The organism is Xanthobacter sp. BG11Y11_SDJG, assembly GCF_057364445.1.
Window position 1 is genome coordinate 1 of record NZ_JBNFNU010000368.1, and the last position, 4198, is coordinate 4198.

7 protein-coding genes are annotated in these 4198 nt (G+C 70.8%); 2 read left to right on the forward strand and 5 right to left on the reverse strand.

Annotated elements, in window-relative coordinates:
- Positions 1–796 (forward strand): DMT family transporter (locus tag AC2W7M_RS20850; RefSeq protein WP_486134575.1); only part of this gene is annotated, 796 nt, incomplete at its 5' end.
- Between the two features lie 111 nt (positions 797–907).
- Complete coding sequence (locus tag AC2W7M_RS20855; protein WP_486134586.1) at positions 908–1429, forward strand: DUF1036 domain-containing protein; 522 nt, start codon at positions 908–910, stop codon at positions 1427–1429.
- Positions 1430–1477: 48 nt separating this feature from the next.
- On the opposite strand, the gene AC2W7M_RS20860 is transcribed toward AC2W7M_RS20855, so the two are convergent.
- From AC2W7M_RS20860 to AC2W7M_RS20880, 5 genes are all read right to left on the reverse strand, one after another.
- Positions 1478–2197, reverse strand: coding sequence for a tetratricopeptide repeat protein (locus tag AC2W7M_RS20860; RefSeq protein WP_486134577.1), 720 nt, complete (start codon positions 2195–2197; stop codon positions 1478–1480).
- Positions 2198–2327: 130 nt separating this feature from the next.
- Positions 2328–2453, reverse strand: coding sequence for a type B 50S ribosomal protein L36 (ykgO, locus tag AC2W7M_RS20865; RefSeq protein WP_013167868.1), 126 nt, complete (start codon positions 2451–2453; stop codon positions 2328–2330).
- A gap of 118 nt (positions 2454–2571) precedes the next feature.
- The gene (rlmH, locus tag AC2W7M_RS20870; RefSeq protein WP_486134580.1) at positions 2572–3054 is read right to left on the reverse strand and encodes a 23S rRNA (pseudouridine(1915)-N(3))-methyltransferase RlmH; all 483 of its coding nucleotides are present in this window, start codon (positions 3052–3054) and stop codon (positions 2572–2574) included.
- A gap of 16 nt (positions 3055–3070) precedes the next feature.
- A complete protein-coding gene (gene rsfS, locus AC2W7M_RS20875; RefSeq protein WP_486134582.1) occupies positions 3071–3430 on the reverse strand; it encodes a ribosome silencing factor in 360 nt (119 codons plus the stop codon).
- Positions 3431–3568: 138 nt separating this feature from the next.
- On the reverse strand, positions 3569–4198 hold a 630-nt coding region (locus AC2W7M_RS20880; RefSeq protein WP_486134584.1), incomplete at its 5' end, for a nicotinate-nucleotide adenylyltransferase.

A 4198-nucleotide genomic window follows, 5' to 3' on the forward strand; every position in this document is an offset into this window, starting at 1 on the left:
TTGCCGCCACGTCGTCCGCTCCGCGCACGGACGTCCGGTGGGCAGACACGGGCGTCGGTCCCGACGCTTCGGAGCGGTTCCGCGGGCAAGCCTCGCGGCGGGGCTGTTCTTCGCCGGGGACCTCGTCTTCTGGCATCTCGCCATCCTCGGCACCAGCGTCGCCAACGCCACCGTGCTCGCCACCACCTCGCCGCTGTGGGTGACGCTCTATGCAGCCCTGGTGCTGCGCACCCGAGTCTCGGCGCGCAGCCTCGCCGGGCTGGCCCTGTGTGCCGCCGGGGCGCTGGCGCTGGTGGGGGAGAGCTGGCAGCTCGATCCCGAGCGCCTCGCGGGAGACGGGGCGGGCCTCGTCACCGCCGTGTTCTTCGCCGGATATTTCCTCGCCGTCCGCGCCGCCCGCCAGACCGCCGGTGCCGCCGCCGTGACGCTGGTTTCCACCGCCGTCACCAGCATCGTGCTGCTCGCCGTTGCCCTGGCGCTGGAGCCGACGCTCTGGCCCGCTTCTGGAACCGGCGTCGCTGCGCTGGCGGCGCTCGCCTTGGTCAGCCAGGTGGGCGGGCTGGGGCTGCTGTCGGTGGGGCTGGCCGCGGTGCCGCCGGTATTCGGATCGCTGGTTTTCTTCCTCGAGGTGGTCTCGGCCGCGGCGCTCGGGGCGCTGTTTCTGGGCGAGGGCTTGAGCCTTATCCAATGGGCCGGCGGGGGCCTGGTGGTGGCGGGCCTCTTCGTCGCCCGTCCGCGCTCGCCGCCATCCTTGCGCCCCGATACGCGTCCAGACAGAACGCGCACCGAGCATTGACGCGGCGGCCCAAGGCGGGCAAACAAACCCACCCTGGACGGCAGCGGCCAAGGTCGATGCCCGAAGGTGAACGGTCATTTGAACGTCCATGGGTCCATCGAACGCGGAATGATGTCGCCCCGCCTCCTCCGCACAACACGCTCTGCGCTGCGCACCGGGCGCCGGCCGTTCGGCCGCCTCGCGGCGCTGGCCGCCCTCGCGCTCCTGCTCTGGCCGGCGGCGGCGCAGGCCGACTTCCGCCTGTGCAACCGCACCCAGAGCCGCATCGGCATCGCCATCGGCTACAAGGAGGGCGACACCTGGCTCACCGAAGGCTGGTGGAACGTGGGCGCCAACAGTTGCGAGACGCTGCTGCGCGGCGACCTGCCGGCGCGCTTCTACTATCTCTATGCGGTGGACTACGACCAGGGCGGCGAGTGGGCCGGCAAGGCCCATATGTGCACGCGGGAGAAGGAGTTCACCATCCGCGGCGCCGAGGATTGCCTGGCGCGCGGCTTCGAGCGCACCGGCTTCTTCGAGGTGGACACCCAGCAGCAGAAGTCCTGGACCGTGCAGCTCACCGAGGCGAACCAGTCGAAGCCGCCACCCCAGGCCGCCGCGCCGCTGCCGCCACCGCCACCGAAAAAGCCGTGAGACGACCGGCCCGGCAGCGTTGCCGACGCCGAAACGGCCCGGCAGGCGTCAGATCTGGCGGCCTTCCACCTTCACGGTGAGCTGATCCTCCAGGTCCTCGGACCCGTCGATGCGCGGGTTCACCGCGCGCGCACGCCGCACGGCGTCGAGCGCGCGCTTGTCGTCGCCGAGGTCGCGCAGGATGAGGGCAAGGCCATACATGGAGGCGTAATGGCGCGGCTCGCGGGCGATCACCTCGCGCAGGTCGGCCAGCGCACCGGCATAGTCGTCCTTCATGTAGCGCAGCGTCGCCCGCTTGCTGATCGCGCCGATATAATCGGGCTCGATCAGGATCACCTGGTCCAGCAGTTCCAGCGCCAGGTCGAACTGCTTGGCATCCGCCGCCGCCAAAGCGCGGGCCATGAGGATGTCACAGCTGGGCGAGCCGGAATCGGCGAAGATCGCCTCCAGCCGGTTGGCGATCTGCTTCGAGGATTGGTCGTCCGGCGCCACCTTCAGCGCGGCGAACAGGCCTTCGAGCTGGGTGCGCTTGTCCTTCGGCGGCCGCGGGCGCGGTGCCTCCGCCGCCTTGTCGGAGCGGTCGGATTTGGCGTCGCCATTGGGAGCCGGCCGCGCAGCATCGGGGCGCGATTGCGAGGGGCCCGGCGACTGGGCCCAAGCCGGCCCGGCCGTGAGGCCGAGCAGCAGGACCAGCAAGGCGGCGCGGCGCAGCCGCCTCGTCCGGGCAGGCGCGGAAACGCAAATCGGCGGCACGGTCTCGACACTCATGGAAAAAGTGTCGAGCCTCGGCCGCCGTTCGTCAACGGGCAGATCAGCGGGGTGCCGCCGCGGCGGTCACGATCCGGCGATGCCGCCGGCACGCGCCCGGCGTGCCGGAGTGGCCGCAGCAGCGCGCGGATCAGCCCTGGCGCGCCTTGAAGCGCTTCTGGGTCTTGTTGATGATGTAGACGCGGCCCTTGCGGCGCACCAGGCGGTTGTCCCGGTGGCGGCCCAGCAGCGACTTCAGCGAATTGCGGATCTTCATGGTAATCAGCCTTCGGCCGACCGCGGCGCGCATGCCGCGCGGCTCGTCGACACCTTTCTTGATGGATCGAGCCGGCGTGATAAGGGCGCGCACGCCTCCTGTCAATGCCGGCGGCCGCTCAGGCCCGGTGATAGGGATGGCCGGAGAGGATGGTAACGGCCCGATAGAGCTGCTCGGCCGCCATGGCCCGGACCAATTGGTGGGGAAAGGTCGCGGCGCCGTAAGCCACCAGCAGTTCCGCGCGGTTGCGCACCTGCTCGCTCAGCCCGTCGGCGCCGCCGATGACGAGACAGACGCAGCCGATACCGCCGTCGCGGCGCGCGCGCAGCCAGTCCGTGAACGCCTCGCTGGAGAGCGCCCGTCCGCGCGGATCGAGAATCACCAGGGCCGCGTCGGGGGGAAAGGCGGCGACCAGAGCGGCGCCTTCCTCCGCCATGCGGTCCTCGGGGCGGCGGGCGGTGGATTCGCCGATCTCCACCATGTCGACCTGGCTGAAGCCCACCTGCCGCCCGCCGGCGCGGGCGCGGTCAAGGTAGCGCGCCACGAGTTCCCGCTCGGCCCCGGCTTTCAGCCGGCCGACACAGGCGAGGACGAGACGCACCCCTCCTGGCCCGCGCTCAGGCGCGGGCGGGGCCGGCCCACATCTTCTCGATATTGTAGAAGCTGCGGACTTCGGGCTGGAAGATGTGGACGATCACGTCGTTCGCGTCGATCAACACCCAGTCGCAGGCCGGCTGGCCCTCGATCCTGACGCCTTTGACGCCCGCTTGCTTCAGCGCCTCGATGAGGTGCTCGGCGATGGCGCCCACATGCCGCTGGGAGCGGCCGGAGGCGATCACCATGAAGTCGGCGATGGACGTCTTGCCGCGCAGATCGATGCAGACGATGTCCTCGGACTTGTCGTCTTCGAGCCGGGCTTTGACGAGGGCGAGCATCTCCTCCGCGTCAGGCGCTTCGGAGAGCGGGGCGGGCGCCATGATCGTGGCGGCCGCCGAAAGAGCCGTCGTGGACAGGGGTCCGGTTCCTCTCGCATTCGGATGGCCGCGGGTGGCCGCACCCGCGTGCACTCACATAGAATGCAGGCGAATCAACGAATTTTCAAGGGTTGTGCGCTCTCACGCCGCCGAAAAGCGCGCTGCGCCGCCGCGCGCGGCGCGGATCTGCGTTGAAGACACAGGGGATTTCAGCCCGTGGAGGAACACCCAGGCGGGCGGGTGCAGGTTCGCCAGGAGCGGGGCGTCGCTCTCCTCGATGCGGTGGCGCCCGAGCGCCTGCGCCGCCCGCGAGGCGGTGGCGGCAAGGCTGTCGCCCATGCGGTCGACCACGGCGATGGGGACGAGGTCGGCGATCTCGCGCCAGCGCTGCCAATGGTGGAAGCGCGCCAGATTGTCGGCGCCCATGATCCAGACGAAGCGCACCGCGGGCAGCCGGCGGGTGAGCAGCCGGACGGTCTCGTAGGAATAGCGCACGCCGAAGTCGGCCTCGAAGGCGGTGACGTCGATGCGCGGGTGGCGCGCCACGGCGCGGGCGAACCCCACGCGTTCCTCAATGCCCGGCAGATCGTTGTTGTTCTTCAGCGGGTTGCCCGGCGTCACCAGCCACCACACCCGGTCGAGCCGCAGCCGGTGCAGCGCCAGCAGGCTCGCCGCCCGGTGGGCGCCATGGGGCGGGGATTGAAACGAGCCGCCGAAACAGCCCCACCCGGGAGCCCCGGCGTCGCCAGCGGCAGGCGGGCAGGCGGCGCG

Excerpts from the sequence above, each read along its gene's own strand:
- AC2W7M_RS20860 (WP_486134577.1), bottom strand. The coding sequence starts at position 2,197 with ATGAGTGTCGAGACCGTGCCGCCGATTTGCGTTTCCGCGCCTGCCCGG.
- ykgO (WP_013167868.1), bottom strand. The coding sequence starts at position 2,453 with ATGAAGATCCGCAATTCGCTGAAGTCGCTGCTGGGCCGCCACCGGGAC.
- AC2W7M_RS20855 (WP_486134586.1), top strand. The coding sequence starts at position 908 with ATGTCGCCCCGCCTCCTCCGCACAACACGCTCTGCGCTGCGCACCGGG.
- rsfS (WP_486134582.1), bottom strand. The coding sequence starts at position 3,430 with ATGGCGCCCGCCCCGCTCTCCGAAGCGCCTGACGCGGAGGAGATGCTC.